The 16737-nt window shown below is 70.5% G+C and carries 14 protein-coding genes and 1 riboswitch; of the genes, 6 read left to right on the forward strand and 8 right to left on the reverse strand.

Translation table 11 applies throughout. The annotated features are described in order from the left end of the window. Positions 1-118 precede the first annotated feature (118 nt). Positions 119-1687 (forward strand): pectate lyase family protein, encoded by a 1569-nt coding sequence (locus IGA62_RS00285; protein ID WP_145817283.1) that lies wholly within the window; start codon positions 119-121, stop codon positions 1685-1687. A gap of 93 nt (positions 1688-1780) precedes the next feature. Here IGA62_RS00285 and IGA62_RS00290 read toward each other — a convergent pair whose 3' ends face one another. Together IGA62_RS00290 and IGA62_RS00295 are read right to left on the reverse strand one after the other, a co-directional pair. Beyond that, positions 1781-2668 (reverse strand): META domain-containing protein, encoded by an 888-nt coding sequence (locus IGA62_RS00290; RefSeq protein ID WP_145817281.1) that lies wholly within the window; start codon positions 2666-2668, stop codon positions 1781-1783. 207 nt (positions 2669-2875) lie between these two features. Beyond that, positions 2876-3055, reverse strand: coding sequence for a hypothetical protein (locus IGA62_RS00295; protein WP_145817278.1), 180 nt, complete (start codon positions 3053-3055; stop codon positions 2876-2878). A 181-nt stretch (positions 3056-3236) separates the two neighbouring features. Here IGA62_RS00295 and IGA62_RS00300 point away from each other — a divergent pair, with 181 nt between their 5' ends. The 4 genes from IGA62_RS00300 (at position 3237) to IGA62_RS00315 (ending at position 7836) form a co-directional block, all read left to right on the forward strand. Beyond that, a complete protein-coding gene (locus IGA62_RS00300; RefSeq protein WP_198501165.1) occupies positions 3237-4184 on the forward strand; it encodes a carbohydrate ABC transporter permease in 948 nt (315 codons plus the stop codon). After that, positions 4181-5014, forward strand: a complete 834-nt coding sequence (locus IGA62_RS00305; RefSeq protein ID WP_145817276.1) for a carbohydrate ABC transporter permease — start codon at positions 4181-4183, stop codon at positions 5012-5014. Before IGA62_RS00300 ends, IGA62_RS00305 begins: the two co-directional genes overlap by 4 nt. 20 nt (positions 5015-5034) lie before the next feature. Beyond that, positions 5035-6438, forward strand: a complete 1404-nt coding sequence (locus IGA62_RS00310) for an ABC transporter substrate-binding protein (RefSeq protein ID WP_145817274.1) — start codon at positions 5035-5037, stop codon at positions 6436-6438. Positions 6439-6525: 87 nt separating this feature from the next. Then, on the forward strand, positions 6526-7836 hold the full coding sequence (locus tag IGA62_RS00315) for a hypothetical protein (protein ID WP_186499802.1): 1311 nt from the start codon (positions 6526-6528) through the stop codon (positions 7834-7836). Positions 7837-7904: 68 nt separating this feature from the next. Here the strand turns inward: IGA62_RS00315 and IGA62_RS00320 are convergent, their stop codons facing one another. The 4 genes from IGA62_RS00320 to IGA62_RS00335 form a co-directional block, all read right to left on the reverse strand. Continuing rightward, complete coding sequence (locus IGA62_RS00320; RefSeq protein WP_145817270.1) at positions 7905-9179, reverse strand: aminotransferase class V-fold PLP-dependent enzyme; 1275 nt, start codon at positions 9177-9179, stop codon at positions 7905-7907. Between the two features lie 46 nt (positions 9180-9225). After that, a riboswitch (SAM riboswitch) is annotated at positions 9226-9346 on the reverse strand. 47 nt (positions 9347-9393) lie between these two features. Continuing rightward, complete coding sequence (locus tag IGA62_RS00325; protein WP_145817268.1) at positions 9394-11208, reverse strand: putative bifunctional diguanylate cyclase/phosphodiesterase; 1815 nt, start codon at positions 11206-11208, stop codon at positions 9394-9396. Beyond that, the gene (locus IGA62_RS00330; RefSeq protein ID WP_145817266.1) at positions 11205-12011 is read right to left on the reverse strand and encodes an SAM-dependent methyltransferase; all 807 of its coding nucleotides are present in this window, start codon (positions 12009-12011) and stop codon (positions 11205-11207) included. The genes IGA62_RS00325 and IGA62_RS00330 overlap by 4 nt, the downstream gene beginning before the upstream one ends. A 310-nt stretch (positions 12012-12321) precedes the next feature. Continuing rightward, entirely contained in the window at positions 12322-13359 is a 1038-nt protein-coding gene (locus IGA62_RS00335; RefSeq protein ID WP_145817264.1) for a methyltransferase, read from the reverse strand. Positions 13360-14048: 689 nt separating this feature from the next. Here IGA62_RS00335 and IGA62_RS30500 point away from each other — a divergent pair. Then, positions 14049-14177: a hypothetical protein gene (locus IGA62_RS30500; protein ID WP_269780476.1), complete on the forward strand. Its 129-nt coding sequence runs from the start codon at positions 14049-14051 to the stop codon at positions 14175-14177. A gap of 4 nt (positions 14178-14181) precedes the next feature. On the opposite strand, the gene IGA62_RS00340 is transcribed toward IGA62_RS30500, so the two are convergent. Together IGA62_RS00340 and IGA62_RS00345 are read right to left on the reverse strand one after the other, a co-directional pair. Then, positions 14182-14925: an AroM family protein gene (locus IGA62_RS00340; protein ID WP_232625019.1), complete on the reverse strand. Its 744-nt coding sequence runs from the start codon at positions 14923-14925 to the stop codon at positions 14182-14184. Continuing rightward, positions 14925-16694, reverse strand: a complete 1770-nt coding sequence (locus tag IGA62_RS00345; RefSeq protein WP_145817260.1) for an ABC transporter ATP-binding protein — start codon at positions 16692-16694, stop codon at positions 14925-14927. The genes IGA62_RS00340 and IGA62_RS00345 overlap by 1 nt, the downstream gene beginning before the upstream one ends. Positions 16695-16737 lie beyond the last annotated feature (43 nt).

Here is a 16737-nt window from a genome sequence, read left to right on the forward strand (position 1 = left end):
CGCTTTCCGCCTGGGCCGCCAGCGACCCGCCCCGGCGCCAGCCGCGGCGGCGGCCGGACGACGAGTTCACGAGCAGACACCGGCAACACCTGGCATACGACCACAAAGGTGAGGCGAGATGAGACGACCAGTCGTACTGCACCTCTCGGCGGTGCTGGCCACAGCGGCCACCGGGGCCGCGATCGCCGTGGCACTGCCGACGCCCCAGGCGTCGGCGGCGGTCGGCAGCGCCACCGGCTACGCGACCCAGAACGGTGGCACCACCGGCGGTGCCGGCGGGCAGACGGTGCGGGCCACCACGGGGACCGCGATCCACGCCGCCCTGTGCACGCGGGCCAGCAGCAGCACCCCGATCGTCATCCAGGTCGAGGGGACCATCAACCACGGCAACACGAGCAAGGTGTCGGGCGGAAGCTGCAGTACCGCCGACGGCGTGATCGAACTCAAGCAGATCAGCAACGTCACCATCGTCGGCGTCGGGGGCGGGGCCGTCTTCGACCAGCTCGGCATCCACATCCGCGACTCCCGCAACATCATCATCCAGAACGTGACCATCCGGAACGTCAAGAAGTCGGGCTCGCCCACGTCCAACGGTGGCGACGCCATCGGCATGGAGAGCAACGTCCGCAACGTCTGGGTCGACCACGTCACCCTGGAAGCCTCGGGTGGCGAGTCGGAGGGATTCGACGGCCTCTTCGACATGAAGGACAACACCCAGTACGTGACGCTGTCCTACAGCATCCTGCGCAACTCGGGCCGTGGTGGCCTCGTCGGGTCCAGTGAGAGCGACCTCTCGAACGGCTTCATCACGTACCACCACAACCTGTACGAGAACATCGACTCCCGCACGCCCCTGCTGCGCGGCGGCATCGCCCACGTCTACAACAACCACTACGTGAGCCTCCACGAGTCGGGCATCAACTCGCGGGCCGGGGCGCGCGCGAAGGTGGACAACAACTACTTCCGGAACTCCAAGGACGTCCTGGGCACCTTCTACACCAGCGAACGCGGGTACTGGCAGGTCAGCGGCAACATCTTCGACAACGTGACCTGGTCCGCCCCCGGCACCGACAACTACCCCGCCGGCCCCAACCCGCAGTCCAACACCACCGTCAGCATCCCGTACCCCTACAGCCTCGACGGGGCCGGCTGCGTGCCGGACGTCGTCCGGCAGACGGCCGGCGCCCACACGGGTCTGAAGGTGTCGGACGGCAACTGCTCGCCGCAGACGCCGACGCCCGGACCGACCAGCCCCACGCCCGGACCGACCAGCCCGACGCCCGGACCGACCAGCCCGACGCCGACGCCGACGCCGTCCAGCGGAACCAACCTGAGCATCGGGGCCGGCTCCGACGGCTCCAGCAAGGCCGACGGAACGAGCTACGGCAACGTGCGGGACGGCAACATGAGCACCTACTGGTCACCGGTCGGCTCGACCGGTTCCATCTCGATCAAGTGGGGTTCCGCGACCACGGTGTCCAGGATCAACATCCGGGAGGCGTCCGGCTCCGTCGGCGTCATCGGGTCCTGGCGGGTCCTCAACGGCGGCACCGGCGCCGTCCTGGCCTCCGGCAGCGGGGCGGGCGTCGTCACCTTCGCCCCCACCGCACTGACCAAGGTCACCTTCGAGATCACCAGCTCGACCGGCACGCCGAGGGTCGCCGAGTTCGAGACGTACGCCGGTTAGCAGCGCGGTACGAGCGGCGGGGGCCGTCCGACGCGACGGCCCCGCCCTCGGCTGTGTTGCCTCGCCGCCCTCAAGGGACTCCGATCCGGACAGTCAGCCGGCGGAGCGCAGCCGCCCTGTCTCCTTGCCCTGGGCATCGAGCAGCACCAGGACCTCACCGTCGAAACCGGCCCGCCGGGCCGTCCCGAGCCAACTGTCGACCGGCACGTTGTCGCAGCCCACCAGCGTGGTGGCCCCGGCGGTGGCGAGCAGCGTGCCCCCGGACGCGCTGATCCACCGACCGCGCGAGCCGTTGCAGCCGTCGGACCCCGTCCAGTCACCGTCCGCGGTGAACTCCAGGTACGCGTTCCGGTTCCCGGTGAGGGGCACCCAGCGGCCGGCGAGCCGGTGCCGGTCGGCGGGGGTCAGCGTCACCGGTAGCGCGGCGGCCGGCGCGAGGGCCCGCCGGACCTCGTCGGTGACCACCGGCGGCGCCAGCACGGAGGCCGCCATGTCCGGCCCGGGGGTCGGGCTCGCGCCGGGGACCAGCCGGGCGACCGGTTGCGCCAGGTCGTCCAGGAGCAGGGGCCGCCCTCCGTCGTCGAACCGGTACGCCGTCACGCGCCGCAGCCAGTCGGGGGTGTCCTGGCTGGCCCTCTCGCAGCCCGGGATGCCCTCGACGGCGGAGGCGGAGGCCGAAGTGACCTCCGCGAGGAAGACACCATCGGTGTCGGCCCGCCAGGATCCACTCAGAACGCCACAGCGGCTGCCGAGCACATGCAGGTCACGGTGTGCGAGGTGCAGGATCGTACCCGCCCCGGGCTCGTCGACGTCGACGAGCGTCCAGGCGCCCAGCAGCTCCTCCGGTGCCAGCGGACGCGCGTCCTCCGTACCGTCCCGGAGCGCCCCCGGGTCCTCGGCGCCCGCACCAGCCTGCCCGCCGCATCCGGCGAGCAGCGCGCCGAACGCGACCAGCATCGCAAGGTAGCCCTGACGTGCCATCTCGACTCTCCGTTCCGCCGTCTCCCCCGGTCTCGTGGGTCACCACGAGTCGAGGGCTAGGACGGCACACCGTGACGAACGGTTCCACCTGCCCCTCCCAACGACCGGCCCCGGGACCGGGGAGCGGTGCGACGGGGTGCGGTCGTGTCCGGGTACCTGCGACTCGGCGCACCACCCGCACCTCGCCCGGCCGGCAGGGGAGGATGGTCAGGCGGTCCGGGGCATGGTCGCGGCCCCCCGGTCGAGTGCGAGGGCCAGCCGGCGCTTCCAGGTCTCGGCGTCGCCGGGGACGCCCGGGTACTCGTCGGTGAAGTTCGTCCAGTCCACGTCCCAGCCGAGAGGCGACTCGGCGGTGAAGGCGTCGCGACGGGCTCTCGCGCACGTCAATGTCGTGGACGAGTCCCGGGGCGCCGACCCACGATCCGGGCCATCGACCGCCGTTTCCACCCCCTGGATTTCGGAAACGGCATCGACCTCGACACCGGAACCCGATCATGAAGGTTGCTGTCAGGTAACGCAGAGGTGTCCGGAGCATTTCCTGCGCCTGATCCGTTGGTAGTGTGCGGCGGTGCCTCCCCCTTCGGTTGCCGAAGACGCCCCACCCACGGCGGCCACGAGCGCCGGCGCCCCCGCGCCCGGCCGGCCACGTGGCGAGCGTGGCCTGTCCTGGTTACTGCTCCTGCCATCGGTCGCGATCTTCGCCCTGTTCATCTTCTGGCCACTCGGCCGGACCCTCTACCTGTCCACCCACGCCAATGACATCTTCGGCGCGCCGAGCGCCTACGTCGGCTTCGACCACTACGCCGAGATGCTGTCCGGCGAATTCCTCGGGGTGCTCGCCACCACGGCGATGTTCACCCTGATCAGCGTCGTACCGGCGGTGCTCGGCGCACTACTGGTGGTCCTGCTGCTGGAATCGCGGATCCGGGGCGTACGCGCGTTGCGCACCGCCTTCGCCCTGCCGTTCGCGTTCTCGGTGGCCACCGCGTCGGTGGTCTTCGCCGTGATCTACAACCCGGCCATCGGCATCGCCAACGGGCTGCTCGGCGCGGTCGGCGTCGACCGGGTCAACTGGCTCACCGACCCCTCCATCGCCCTGCCCGCGGTCGGTGTCGCCACCATCTGGATGAACCTCGGCTACAACGTGCTGGTGCTCTCCGCCGGAGTCGCGGCTATCCCGCAGGAGGTGGTCGAGGCGGCCCGGCTCGACGGCGCGACCGGCTGGCGGCTCGCCCGCAGCGTGACCGTCCCGCTGCTCTCCCCGCAACTGTTCTTCCTCGTCGTGGTCTCCACCATCCACGCGTTGCAGAGCTTCGGCCAGATCCACATCCTCACCAAGGGCGGACCGGACGACGCGACCACCACCCTGGTCTACGCCATCTACGAACGGGCGTTCGCGTTCGGCTCCGCCGACTTCGGTGGGGCGAGCGCACAGGCGGTCGTCCTGCTGCTGATCATGCTGGTCTGCACCGCCATCCAGTTCGGTGTCCTGGAACGGCGGGTGCACTACCGATGAGCCGACGTACCACTCCCGGCCGGATCGCCGTCTACGTCGTACTCGGGCTGGCGCTGATCCCGGTGCTGTTCCCGGTGTACTACGCGTTCGCCGGTGCCGTGATGGGCCCCGGCGACCTGGCCACCTATCCCCCGGCGCTGGTGCCGGGCGAACTGCACTGGCAGAACTTCGGCGACGTGTTCGAGGCCGTGCCGCTCGGCCGGTTCTACGTCAACTCCGCCGTGCAGGCCGGTGTGATCACTTTCGCCCAGGTGGTGACCAGCATCCTCGCCGCGTATGCCTTCGCGTTCCTGCGGATGCCGGCGAAGGCGGCGACGTTCGCGCTCTTCCTGGCCACGCTGATGGTCCCCTGGGAGAGCATCATCATCCCCAACTACCTGGCCATCTCGGACTGGGGGCTGACCCGTGGTGGGCTGACCTACCTCGGGCTCGTCCTGCCGTTCCTCGCCTCGGCGTTCGGCACGTTCCTGCTGCGCCAGGCGTTCCTCCAGTTCCCGGGCGAGCTGCGCGACGCGGCGGTGATCGACGGTTGTGGGCACTGGCGGCTGCTCTGGCAGGTGGTCGTCCCGCTGTCCAAGCCGTCCATCGCGGCGGTCGGGGTGTACGTCTTCCTCTCCGCGTGGAACCAGTACTTCTGGCCGCTGATCCTCGTCCGGGATCCGGAGTACCAGACCCTCCAGATCGGAATCTCCCAGCTCAACGATGCTGAGGCGGCCCAGCCGGGGCTGATCCTGGCCGGCGTCGCGCTCTCCCTGCTCCCCACCCTGGCCGTCGTGCTCTTCGGCCAGCGGTACATCGTCCGTGGTCTCACTGCGGGCGCACTGCGTTGAACCCCCACCGAGGAGAGGCAATGGCACTTCCACGACCACGCCGTACCGGCGCAGTCATCGTCGCCCTGCTCACCGCCGCCGCGCTGGTCGCCGGGTGCGGTTCCGAGTCCGGCGGCGAGTCGACCGACGCCCTGGACGCGCCGGGCGCCGAGGCGCTCAAGGACACCAGCGGGAAGACGACGGTCGAGTTCTGGCACTCCATGAAGGGGGCGAACGCCGCCGCCGTCGACAAGCTGGTCGCCGACTTCAACGCCGGCAACGGCGGCAAGGTCGAGATCAAGGCCGTCTACCAGGGCAGCTACGACGAGACCATCGCCAAGTACAAGGCGTCGGTGCAGCAGAAGAGCACCCCCGCCCTGGTCCAGGTGTACGACATCGGCACCCGCTTCATGGTCGACTCCAAGCAGGTCGTGCCGATGCACCGGTTCATCGAGAAGGACGGGTTCGACGTCGCCGAGATCGAGCCGAACATCGCCAGCTACTACTCGGTCGAGGGCAAGCTCTGGTCGATGCCGTTCAACACCTCCACCCCCCTGCTGTACCTCAACAAGGAGGCGTTCGAGTCCGCCAAGCTCGACCCGACCAAGCCGCCGAAGACCCTGGCCGAGCTGGGTGAGATGGCCAAGAAGCTCACCGTGAAGGACGCCAGCGGCAAGACCACCCGGTACGGCTTCGGCGCGGCCATCTACGGCTGGCTGCTCGAACAGCTCCTCGCCACCGACGGCCAGGAGTACTGCGACAACGGCAACGGACGCCAGAAGCTCGCCACCCGGGTGCAGTTCGACCAGGCGGCGGGGGTGCAGGTCGCCCAGTGGTGGACGGACCTGGTCCGCAACGGGTACGCGGCGAACACCGGCCGGAAGACCGACGACGCCCAGGCGGCCTTCAAGGCCGGTACGGTCGCCATGCACCTGGAGTCCACCAGCGTGCTGCGCGGCTACGTCGACGCGGCGGCGGGCAAGTTCACCGTCCTCACCGCCCCGTACCCGAAGGTGTCGGACTCCTCCACCGGCGGGCCGATCATCGGCGGCGCGTCGCTCTGGATCAACGGGGTCGGCCACAGCGCGGCCGAGAAGCGGGCCGCCTGGGAGTTCGTGAAGTTCGCGGCCGGCGCCACCCCGCAGGCCCAGTGGCACACCGGCACCGGCTACGTGCCGATCAACGTGGGCGCGCTGGAGCAGGTCGACAAGGGCTGGGTGACGAAGTACCCGCAGTTCCGTACCGCGGTGGACCAGCTGCACGCGCTGCCGCCGTCGGTCGCCTCGGCCGGCTGCCTGCTCGGCGTGATGCCGCAGGCGCGCAAGGCCGCCGAGGACGGGCTGGAGGCCGCCATCGTCGGCACCAAGCCCGCCGAGCAGGCCATGAAGGACGCCGCCGCGAGCGTCCAGTCGGCGATCGAGAGCTACAACAAGTCGGTGAGCTGACCGGCGGTCCGCTGGCCCACCGGCACCCCGGTGGGCCGGCGGACCCGGGCGTGGAACGCCGTTGCGCGGGTCGTCCATACTCGACACGTGGAGCCCGAGGCGTACCTGACGCTTGAGCTCGGCCCGGATGAAGCTGGCGCCGAGACCGTGAAGACCATCGTCCTTCCCTGGTCCGGACACGCGGCGACGGTCCGCGTTCCGGCCGGGACCGTCGACGGCTCGATGCTGCGGCTGGCCGGTCTGGGACCGGCGGGGCCGGACGGATCACCGCAGGACGCGTACGTCCGGGTCCGGGTGAACGCGACGCCGGCACAATTCGGGCCCCCGCCACAGTTCGGGCCTCCGCCACAGTTCGGGCCTCCGCCACAGTTCGGGCCCCCGCCCGGTCCGCCGCAGCACGGTCCGCCGGTGCTCGCCCCGGTCCAGCCGGCGCGCCGCAGGACGGTGCTCGTCGTCGCCGCCGTGGCGGTCGTGGCGGTGCTGGCGTGCTGCGGACTGCCGCTGGCGTTCTTCCTCGACGGCGACGACGAGGACGGCGCACCGGTCGCCGGGGCCCGCTCCGGAGCACCGTCGGTCGCGCCGTCCCCGAGCGCCGCGCCCATGACCCCGGACCAGTACCAGACGGTGCTGACCAGCACCGACCAGGCGTTGAACACGGGCTTCCGGACCCTCGCCGCGGCCAAGAGCCCCACGGCGGTGCGTACTGCGGCGTCCAACCTCGCGACGACCGCCGGCACCCAGCGCCAGGCGTTGGACGATGTGGTGCCGCCGGCGAGCGTGGCGACCGCCCACGACACCCTCGTCGAGGCGTTGGACGATCTGGCCGCCGCCCTGACCGGCACCGGCGCCGCCACGTCGGGGCAGGCCTGCCTCGGGCCGGCGGCGGTCGCGCGGGTCAGCCGGGAGACGGCCGCCGACCAACTCCGGGCCGCTGCCCGGGCGTTGGCGACCACCGACCCCACCCGGGCCTACCAGGTCGGTTCCTTCGTCCCGAAGGAAACCAAGGACGGCAACCGGCGGCTGAGCAACGGCTCCTACGTCAAGCGGACCAAGGGCGGCCTCGGCCAGCTCAAGATCGAAAATGGTGGCGCCGACGCGGTGATCAGCATCGCCCGGGGCAAGACAGCGGTCACCCGGGTCTACGTCCGGAGCAAGAGCACCTTCACGGTACGCGGTGTCCGGGACGGGACTTACCAGATCTTCATGACCAGCGGCAAGGACTGGGACGCCAAGAACAGGGCGTTCAGCCGGGACTGCGACTTCGAGAAGTTCGACGACCCGCTCAAGTTCAGCACCACCTCGCGGACGTACACCAGTTGGACGCTCTCCCTCACCCCTGTGGTGGGCGGCAACGCCAGCACCAGCAGCGTCGACCCGGACCAGTTCCCCGGCGGATGACCGGGTTCGCCGACTCGCCGTGACACGTCGTGCCGGTCACCGGTGACAAGCCGGGTGGCCGGCCAGGCTCACCCGAGGGCGGCGAGGGCGGCCAGCAGGCGGTCCACGTCGTCGTCGGTGCTGCCCAGTCCGAGACTGGCCCGCAGGGCGGTGGGCGGCAGGTCGCGGCGCCCACTACGCGCGGCGGCCTCGGCGAGCAACCGTCGGGCCAACGGGTGGGCGCAGAACAGCCCGTCGCGTAGCCCGATCCGGTGCTCGGCGGCGAGGGTGGCCGCCACCTCGGCGGAGTCCCGGCCGGCGACCACGAACGACACGATGCCGACCCGGTCGGCCGCGGGGCCGAACGTCCGCAGCTCGACGAGGTGCGACAGTGCCGCGATGCCGGTACGCAACCGGGTCAGCAATGCCTGCTCACGGCGGTGCAGGGCGGCGCGGTCCGCGGTGGTGAGCGCGGTACAGACCGCCGCCAGGGCCACCGCACCGAGCAGGTTCGGGGTGCCGGCCTCGTGCCGCCCCGGGCCGGTGGTCCAGCGCACGTCGTGCGTCGCCGGCCCGACGTGCCGGGTGGCCCCGCCGCCGAGAAGGTACGGCGGGGCGGCGTCCAGCCAGTCCGCCCGTCCGACGAGCACGCCGGCACCGAACGGGGCGTACAGCTTGTGCCCGGACGCGGCGAGGTAGTCCACGTCGAGCGCCGCCAGGTCGACGGGAACGTGCGGTGCCAGCTGGGCGGCGTCCAGCGCGACGCGGGCGCCGTACCGGTGGGCCACCTGGGCGAGTTCGGCCACCGGCCAGCACTCCCCGGTGACGTTGCTCGCGCCGGTGACCGCTACCAGGATCGGCGCACTCGGGTCGGACCCGCGACGCAGTTCACGCAGGGCGGCGGCGAGCCCGCGTACCGCCGCGTGCGGAGAGTCGGGCACCGGCAGTCGGAGTGCCCCGGCGGGCCAGGGCAGCAGGTTGGCGTGGTGTTCGGCGGCGAAGGTCACGACCTTGGTGCCGGCGGGAAGCACGTGGGCGAGCAGGTTGAGCGCGTCGGTGGTGTTCCGGGTGAAGATCACGTGATCCTCGGGGCGGGCGGAGAAGAAGTCGCCGACGGTCTGCCGGGCCCGCTCGTACGCGAGGGTGCAGCGCCGGGAGAGGGCGCCGGCACCCCGGTGCACGCTGGCGTGCCAGGGCAGCAGCTCGGCCACCGCGTCGGCGGCGGCACGGGCGCAGGGTGCGGAGGCGGCGTAGTCGAGGTTGACCTCGCCGGGCACTCCGAGCACCTGGAGCGGCGGGTACGGCGGTTGCGGTGCCGGACGGAGTCCGGCACGCAGGGGCGACGGTACGAGGGCAGTGGTCATGGCAGACCTCCGGCAGTCCAGGGACCCCGGAACGGCAGCTGGACGGGGTCCGCGCTTGCCCAGCACCTGATCGCGCTGGGCCGGGTCATCACCCGGGGCACCCCACCGCGAACCTCGACGAGGGTTGCCGGCCAGCAAGCCGGGGCTTGTCGCTGGCACTCATGACCTGGGCCGCAGCTTAGCTGCCGGACGCGGTCCGGCCAAATCCGGGCAGCTACGTGGTGGGCATCTGCTGGTGCTGCGCCACGATGCTGTCGGTGATCTCGCTGGGCGGCACCGGGTGACCGAAGTACCAGCCCTGCCCGCTGTCGCAGCCGGTGGCGGCCATGCGGTCGGCCTGCTGGGAGGTCTCGATACCTTCGGCGGTCACGGTGAGACCGAGCTGGTGGCCGAGCGACACGACGGTGGTGAGGAAATCGTCGTCCGTGGCGGGGTGGTGGATCGTCGCTCGCCTGATCGTCGGTGTCGACGGACGGGTCAGGCTGGCGTCGAGTTTGAGGCCGTGCAGGGGTAGGGCGCGGAGGTTGGCCAGGTTCGCGTAGCCGACACCAAAGTCGTCGATGACGAGTCGGACCCCGAGTTTCATCAGCGCGGTCAGGGTGTCCGTCACGGTACCGGTCAGTTCGATCACCGCCTGCTCGGTGACTTCGAGCTGGAGCAGGCTCGGCGGCAGGCCGGTCCGGTCGAGGACCTGGGAGACGGCCCCGGCCATGCCGCTCTGGTGGAGCTGGCGCACCGATACGTTCACGCTGACGTACAGACCGGGCTGGAGGCTCTGCCAGCGGCTGGCCTGGCGGCACGCCTGCTCCAGCAGGTGGTTGCCCAGCGCCACGACGAGGCCGGTGCGTTCGGCGAACTCGATGAACCGGGCGGCACCCAAGAGGCCGAGCTGGGGATGGTGCCAGCGGGCCAGTGCCTCCACCCCGGTCAGCCGGCCGGACCGGAGATCGACGATGGGCTGGTAGGCGAGGGTGAACTCGCCCCGCCGCAGGGCCGCCGGCATGGCCGCCGACAGTCGGTAACGTTCGGCGTCGGCGTTGCTGCGTGCCCGGTCGAACTGACGCCAGGTGGCCTTCCCGTCCGCCTTGGCCCAGTGCAGCGCGATCTCGCTGGCGCGCATCAACTGCGCGGCGCCGCCGTCGCGGACCGCTCCCTCGGCGACTCCCGCGCTCGCCGTCAGGGGTACCTCGGCACCGGCGACGTGGAACGGGGCAGCCAGCGCGGCGAGCGCCCGGTCAGCGATCTTGATCGTGTCCTCGCCGCACGTGGTGCCGACGGCCAGGATCGCGAACCGGTCACTGTCCAGACGGGCCACCAGGTCGATCCGGCGGTCGGTGATCGCGCCGAGCCGGTCGGCGACAGCTTGGAGCAGCAGATCGCCCACCGGATGCCCGAGCACGTCGTTGACCGCCGCGAAGTCGTCGATGTCGAAGCAGCAGACGCCGGCCCGGTCGGCCGGCGTGCCGGCGGCGGACAACCGTTCGAGGCGCTCGGTGAACAACGTCAGGTTGGGCAGTCCGGTCAACTGGTCGTGGGTGGCGAAGTGACGGAACCGGGCCTCGCTGACCCGCAACGCCTTCTCGGCCCGGGTGTGCGCCGCCAGCGCGGCCAACCGGACCCCGTCCTGGGCCTGGAGGCTACGGTCGTGGGCCGCCGACGCGAAGCCCACCGCCAGGTCGGCGAGCAGCCCGGTCAGCCGGGCGTCGAGCGCGGGGTCCGCCGGCAGCCCCAGATCGGCGCGGAGGCGTGAGCCGACGATCGCGATCGTCCGACCGAGCGCCTCCGGTGACCCGAAGCCGGCCGCCACGAGTTCGGCACCGATCCGTCGGCCGCCACCGGGTTCGGCCGGTTCGGTGAGGACACCGGCGACCAGACGGTCCGCCAGCCCGATGACGATCCGATGCCGCTCCTCGGCGCTGATCGGCACGTAGTGGGCCCGGTGGAGCGCGGCGGCCCACACCCTGGCGAACTCCTCGACACCCTGACGGCACCGGTCGTCGGCCCCGTCGGCATCGGGCCGATCGCTCACCTGCGGCGTCCGACTCCGACGTAGAAGCTCATCCGCTCGGGATGCTCACCGACATCGTCCGGAGTCTCGGGACGCCACAACGGCGACCAGACCACACCGGGCTCCACCAGCTCGAGGCCGGCGAAGAGGTCCTGCACCTGGGATCGGGTCCGGGCGGTGACCGGCGTGCTCGTCCGACCACTCAGCCGGGCGCCCTCCCCCATCTCGTCCGGTCGGCTGTCGGTGGTGACATGGCTGATCGCCGCGCAGCTGCCCGGTGCCAGCGCCGTCCACAGTCGCCTGACCAGCCCGTACGGATCGTCCTCGTCCGGGATCGCGTGTACGACCGACACGAGCAGCAGACCGACCGGCCGGTCGAGGTCCAACAGCCGTCGGGTCTCCGGATGTTCGAGAATGGCCTCCGGATGGCGCAGGTCCTCAAGCAGCGCCACCGCGTTCGGTTGGCCGGCGAGGATCTGCGTGCTGTGCGCCACGGCCACCGGATCAATGTCCACATAGACCACGCGGGCGTCCGGATCCACCCGCTGGGCGATCTCGTGCACGTTGCCGACGGTCGGAATACCGGACCCGATGTCCAGGAACTGCCGGATCCCCTCGTCGAGCATGAACCGCACCGCGCGATGCAGGAACTCACGGTTCGCCCGCGCCACCAGGCGGAGATCCGGCACCGCCGCGAGCGCCTGGCGGGCGAACTCCCGGTCGACCTCGAAGTTGTGTGAGCCGCCCAGCCAGTAGTCGTAGGCCCGGGCGACGCTCGGGCGACTCAGATCGACATCGTCTGGTGCCCAGTCCGGCCGCTCCATTGCCGCCCTTCCTCGCCGACAGTGACGTAACCGGCGCCACCGCTGCGATGGGAATCTATCGGTAGATGATCCGCACCGGGATCACGAAAGGCTAATAGTAACGAACCCTGCTCTTCTTCGCGATCACGGCCGCGCTCCGGCCGGGGCTCCGCAGGCCAGCGCCCGAAAGGGTTGCGCCGCGTCGAGGTGTGGTGCGGGTGCGTCCCGTCCCCGGCGCTGGGAGTGGACCGCTCGTTCAGCTTGCCAGGGCTCAGCCGGGGCGGGCCGGGCACGAAGCTCCCGGCCCGCCCCGACTCCCGCCACGGTCCGGTCAGTCCTTGACGCCGATGACGACCCCGTTCGCGCCGGCCGCGACGAACGGCAGGGTGCGGATGTCGGAGAATCCGGCATCCCGCAACCACGTCGCGTACTCGGTCTCGGAGTAGTTCTTGCCGGCTGTGGTTTCGATGAGCATGTTCATACCCATCAGGGCAGCCTCGGCAGGGCCGGTGCGTTCGGCATTGAGCATCAGTTCGCTGATGATGACCACACCACCCGGTGTCAGCGCCTCGTAGGCGCGTGCCAGCAGTTCCCGGTCGGTGTCCTCACCCCAGTCGTGCATGATCATGCTGTACAGGATCACGTCGTGGCCCGCCGGCAGCTCGGCCTCGCGCAGGAAGTCACCGGCCACCGTGGTGATCCGTCCACTCAGTCCAGCATCGGCGATCTTCGAATCAGCGATCGGGCATACGTGAGGCAGGTCGTACACCGTCGCCGACAGGTTCGGGTAATGGCGACACAGCTCGATCGGGAACGCCCCGGAGCCGCCGCCCACGTCCAGCAGTCGCGTGTGCTCGCCGAAGTCGTAGACCTCACCGAGCGCGCGGGCGGTGAAGGTCGACATGCAGTGCATCGCGTCCCAGAACAACTGCAGCATCTGCGAGTCTTCGGCCGTGAACGGGGAGTCCTGGACCTCCGGGTTCCAGGCGGTCGGTTTGTCCGTCCGAAGCGCCTCGCCGACACGGTCCCATGCCGGGTACTCACGCTTGTCGTAGAACCGCACGAACCCACCGAAGTAGTAGGTACGCCCCTCGACCAGGAACTTCTCGGAGAGCGCGGTGTTTCCGTACCCGTCACCGCGTTTCTCCAGCAAGCCCAGCGAAGCGCAGGCAGCGAGCAGCAGATCCGCCGGGCGATGGGGCAGTCCAAACTCGGCAGACACCTCCGTCACGCCCATCGTCCTGCCGTCGGCGAGCCGGGTGAACAGCCCCATCTCCACTGCGGCGGCGAAGGTCTTGAAGCTCGAGAATCCGGTGCTCAGCTGCAGCAGCGGCAGGGGCGTCAGTTCCGGTGCATTTGCTGTCGTCATTTTCGGTCCGGGCACGGCACCCCTACGGATCCGTGCCCGTTCCTCCTTTCGAAATGCATGCTCAAGGCTCTTCCGCACTGGCTCAGCCGATGGTTTTTGGCCGCCGGTACGCCGTGTTCGGAAATCGGGCAGCACCTCGGGCCAATCCGTTGAAGCAGGCCCCGCTCCACGGCTCGGCCTGTCCGGTGGCCAGGCGGCGACCAGTCCGGGTTCAGCGGACGAACGGCAGCGCACTCGCACGCGGCAGCAGGGATTTCATTTCACCAGGACAAACATGGGTTCTGATACTGACAGCGGTATGGGAACAGGAACCACGAACCAATCGTCCCAAGTGGCGACCAGCCGCCAAGTGCGCGGATCGGCAATTGGAAACGAGCGGTTCGACGGTCAGCCGAAACTGCGCAGCAGCACACCTCGGCCGCCGTCCGTAACGGACGTGAGATTACGTAACAATCGAAACTGGCTGCCACCGTACACCGCACTCGGAGCTACTCACAAGACTCGCTTATCACCGCCGGTCGTCGAGATCCTCGGTCTCGTGCCGCCTACCGCGAGACGTAGCCGGCACCTGTGATCGCCTGGCCGCGCAGTGTGACCTTCGGGGATGGCTCCCCGGCATTACGTAGTGCACATGTCCACAGCGGGTCCGTCGACCAGCGCGGCGACACGGTCGTCCGAAGGGGACCTCCATGACCCGCACGGTCTCGGCCGCCCGTCTCGTACGCCCGGCAGCCCTGTTCACCACCGCCGTCCTGCCGTCCGAACAGCACCACCAGCCCCAGCAGTGCGGCGAGCCCCGACCCTCGTGGTCAGCCTGACCGCTTACCGACCCGGCGCGCGTTCGTCATCGGCGCACGAGGTGGAGAGCAGATGGACCACCGCCCCCGTCACCGCGAGGTGGCGGGCGGTCTCGGCCCGGATGCCCTCGGCGGCGAGGAATCCCCGCTGCTGGCCCGTGTAGCCGATGCAGTCGAGGAAGACCAGATCCGCTCCGCCCGCGGCGACCCTCCGTCCGGCGGCCACCACCTCGTCGGGTCCGGCCGTGTAGGGGTCCACGGCCGCCGCGATGACGGGCCGTCCCAGACGCTCCTCCCATCGTTCCCGGATGTCCGTCAACTGTTCCGGCACGGGGCACAGCACGCCCAGGCGACCCGTGCCGACGAGCCGCGCCACGAGGTCGTGGGCGAGATCCTCCGCATGGAGCACCGGCACCGACGCCGGGCCGTGCTCGACACGGCCGGTGCACAGCACGAGGACGGCCGCGCAGTGATCGGCCACGCACCGCCGGATGGCCTCGTCGAGGGCTGCGGCGATGCCCGTCGCGCCGAGGCGGACGCGCGAACCGTCCCGCAGCCGGGAAACGAGGGTCCGCTCCCCGCCGCGAGGTTCGAGCCGGGCGATGCCATCCGCGTCGAGGAGGTCCAGCGCGCCGTGTTCGACCCAGTCGACGTCGGAAAGGGCGGCCTCGACATCGCCGATGAGGTCGGTGCGGGGTGCCTGGCCGATCGTGACGAGGCCGAGCCTCGGCCGCATCCGGCGCGTCCCGCCCGCAGTCGCCACGTGCATCACGCCACCTCCTTCTCGGACAGGTCGGCAGCAGCGACGCCGCGCTCGACGATGCGGCGCCGCACGGCGCGGTCGACCCGCGCGGTGGGGTCGGCGACCGGGATCGCGGCGAGGAGCGCCCTGGTGTAGGGGTGCCGGGGTGTCCTGAAGATCTGCTCGACGCTGCCCTGCTCGACGACGCGACCCTGGCTCATGACGACGATCTCGTCGGCCATCATCTCGACGACGGACAGGTCGTGCGAGATGAAGACGTAGGTGAGTCCGAGGTCCCGCTGCAACTGCTTCATGAGGTCGAGTACCTGGGCCTGTACCGACACGTCGAGTGCCGACACGGGCTCGTCGCAGACGACGAGGCTCGGGTTGAGGATGAGTGCCCGCGCGATGCCGATCCGCTGGCGCTGACCCCCCGAGAACTCGTGCGGGAAGCGGTCGATGTCCTCCTCCCGCAGGCCAACCGTCTCCATGACCTCCACGATGCGGGCGCGGATCGCCGCGTCGTCGAGGTCCGTGTGCAACCGCAGCGGCTCGGCGAGGGCCCGGTGGATCGTCCACCGCGGATCGAGCGAGGCGTACGTGTCCTGGAAGACGATCTGCATCTCGGAGCGGAGCCGGCGCAGTTCGTCGTCACTCGCCGCGAGGAGGTCGGCCCCGTTGAAGGTCACCGCCCCCGACGTCGGCTCGTGCAGGCGCAGCAGGGCGCGACCGGTCGTCGACTTGCCCGAGCCGGACTCGCCCACGATGGCGAGCGTCCGGCCACGCCGGACCCGGAAGGAGACGCCGTCGACGGCTCTGACGGTGTCGGCCGGACGTCCCAGCCTGCGGCGCCGCCCGGTGAAGACCTTCGTCAGGTCGGTGACCTCGAGCAGCACCGGCGCGTCGTCGTCGGGTGCCTCCGTACGTGTCTCGACGCGGCCCGGCGAGCCGTCGCGCGCCGTGCCGCCCTCGGCGAGCGCCTCGACCGCCTCGACGACGTGCTCGTTGGCGGAGGGGATGAAGCTGAGCAGCCGCTTCGTGTAGTCGGCCTGGGGCGCGGCAAAGAGCTGCTCCGTCGACGCCGTCTCCTGGAGCTCCCCGCCGTACATCACGGCGACCCGCTGGCAGGTCTGGGCGACGACCCCGAGGTCGTGCGTGATGAGCAGGACCGCTGTCCCGTGCTGCTCCTGCAGGTCCATGATGAGGTCGAGGATCTGCAGTTGGGTGGTCACGTCGAGCGCGGTCGTCGGCTCGTCGGCGATGAGCAGTTTCGGCTCGCACGCCATGGCCATGGCGATCATGACCCGCTGGCGCATCCCGCCGGACAGCTCGTGCGGGTATCCGGCGAGGACACGGGCGGTGTTGCGGATCCCCACCATGTCGAGCAGGTGGCCGGCGCGGTCCGCCGCCTGCCGTCGGCCGAGGCGCATGTGCTGGCGCAACGGCTCGGTGAGCTGGTCACGGATCGTGAAGACCGGGTTGAGCGCGGTCATCGGCTCCTGGAAGATCGTGGCGATGTCCTTGCCCCGGATCCGGCGCATCTGACGGTCCGACAGCGCGGCGAGGTCGCGCCCGTCGAAGCGGATGTGCCCGCCGGTGATGTGCGCCTGCCGCGCCGGCAGCAGTCCCGTGATCGACATGGCGGTGACGCTCTTGCCCGAGCCCGACTCGCCGACCAGCCCGACCATCTCGCCGCGCGCGATGGAGAGGTCGAGGTTCCGGACCGGATGGATCGGGCCACGGGACGTGTCGATGCGGACCGAGAGGTTCTCGATCGACAGCAGGGTCTCAGCCATGTCCGTGCTCCTTGTTCCGTGTGCCGCTGGATGCGGTCCCGCC

The organism is Micromonospora sagamiensis (assembly GCF_014680085.1).
GTDB classification, from domain to species: Bacteria; Actinomycetota; Actinomycetes; order Mycobacteriales; family Micromonosporaceae; genus Micromonospora; species Micromonospora inyonensis.

What these genes read in the sequence shown, in the direction of transcription:
- IGA62_RS00285 (WP_145817283.1), top strand. Translation starts at nt 119, where the DNA reads ATGAGACGACCAGTCGTACTGCACCTCTCGGCGGTGCTGGCCACAGCG.
- IGA62_RS00290 (WP_145817281.1), bottom strand. Translation starts at nt 2,668, where the DNA reads ATGGCACGTCAGGGCTACCTTGCGATGCTGGTCGCGTTCGGCGCGCTG.
- IGA62_RS00305 (WP_145817276.1), top strand. Translation starts at nt 4,181, where the DNA reads ATGAGCCGACGTACCACTCCCGGCCGGATCGCCGTCTACGTCGTACTC.
- IGA62_RS00310 (WP_145817274.1), top strand. Translation starts at nt 5,035, where the DNA reads ATGGCACTTCCACGACCACGCCGTACCGGCGCAGTCATCGTCGCCCTG.
- IGA62_RS00320 (WP_145817270.1), bottom strand. Translation starts at nt 9,179, where the DNA reads ATGACCACTGCCCTCGTACCGTCGCCCCTGCGTGCCGGACTCCGTCCG.
- IGA62_RS00330 (WP_145817266.1), bottom strand. Translation starts at nt 12,011, where the DNA reads ATGGAGCGGCCGGACTGGGCACCAGACGATGTCGATCTGAGTCGCCCG.
- IGA62_RS00335 (WP_145817264.1), bottom strand. Translation starts at nt 13,359, where the DNA reads ATGACGACAGCAAATGCACCGGAACTGACGCCCCTGCCGCTGCTGCAG.
- IGA62_RS30500 (WP_269780476.1), top strand. Translation starts at nt 14,049, where the DNA reads ATGACCCGCACGGTCTCGGCCGCCCGTCTCGTACGCCCGGCAGCCCTG.
- IGA62_RS00340 (WP_232625019.1), bottom strand. Translation starts at nt 14,925, where the DNA reads ATGCACGTGGCGACTGCGGGCGGGACGCGCCGGATGCGGCCGAGGCTC.
- IGA62_RS00345 (WP_145817260.1), bottom strand. Translation starts at nt 16,694, where the DNA reads ATGGCTGAGACCCTGCTGTCGATCGAGAACCTCTCGGTCCGCATCGAC.